The 1,020-nt window shown below is 59.6% G+C and carries 2 protein-coding genes; both read left to right on the forward strand.

The window, feature by feature from the left end; genetic code table 11:
- Nucleotides 1-265 precede the first annotated feature (265 nt).
- Nucleotides 266-766 carry a pantetheine-phosphate adenylyltransferase gene (coaD, locus tag EN969_RS32730; RefSeq protein ID WP_063167940.1) on the forward strand — a complete coding sequence of 167 codons (501 nt, stop codon included), beginning with the start codon at nucleotides 266-268 and terminating at the stop codon, nucleotides 764-766.
- A 16-nt stretch (nucleotides 767-782) separates the two neighbouring features.
- The coding region (locus EN969_RS32735; RefSeq protein WP_206525306.1) for a peptidylprolyl isomerase at nucleotides 783-1,020 on the forward strand (238 nt) is incomplete at its 3' end.

A 1,020-nucleotide genomic window follows, 5' to 3' on the forward strand; every position in this document is an offset into this window, starting at 1 on the left:
AGGTGCAACCTAGTGAACGCTGCGTGAAGGCTTCGTGATCAGCGTGTTCATCTGTCGTTCATGTGCCGGAAAAGGTTCACGGCCGGCGCCCCGATCGGATTTGCCTTTGCGAGAGAGGCTCGCTAGAGCCTGTTCCATCTTGGTGGACGGAAGACGGAACAGGCTCTAGCTTTCATTTGAGCATGATCTCTAGGACAAACGAAAAACCGTTTGTCCGCAAAAACCGGTTTCCACTTTTTGGGATCATGCATTAGAAGCACCTGCCATGACCGAACGCATCGCCCTCTATGCCGGCTCCTTCGACCCGCTGACCAACGGCCATCTGGATGTGCTGAAGGCTTCGCTGGCCGTGGCCGACATCGTCTATGCGGCGATCGGCATCCATCCGGGCAAGCAGCCGCTGTTTTCCTTCGAGGAGCGGGTGAAGCTGATCGAGACGGCGGCGAAGGCGGAATTCGGCAGCGATGGTGCCCGTATCAAGGTCGTCGCCTTCGAGGGGCTGGTCATCGACGCCGCCAGGAAGCACGGCGCCTCGATCATGATCCGCGGCCTGCGCGACGGCACCGACCTCGACTATGAGATGCAGATGGCCGGCATGAACGAGACTATGGCACCTGAGTTGCAGACGGTTTTTCTGCCCGCCAGCCCGTCCGTGCGCACCATTACCGCCACACTTGTCCGCCAGATTGCCTCTATGGGAGGCAACATCCGCCCCTTCGTGCCGGCGGCGGTTGCCGGTGCGCTCACCGCCAAATTCGCGAAATAAGATTCCGGAGATAGATATGCAGCTGAAAAAGCTCGCCTCGTTCCTCGTTGTGCTTGCCGGCCTTGTGACCGCATCGGTCTCGGCCTTCGCCGCCGACCCGGAAAACACCATGGTCATCACGCTGAAGGACGGAGACGTCACCATTGCGCTTCGGCCCGATCTGGCGCCAAAGCATGTCGAGCAGATCAAGAAGCTGGTGCGCCAAGGCGCCTATGACAACGTCGCCTTCCACCGCGTCATAGACGGCTTCATGG

The organism is Mesorhizobium sp. M7A.F.Ca.CA.003.01.2.1 (genome assembly GCF_003998945.1).
Taxonomy (GTDB): Bacteria; Pseudomonadota; Alphaproteobacteria; order Rhizobiales; family Rhizobiaceae; genus Mesorhizobium; species Mesorhizobium ciceri.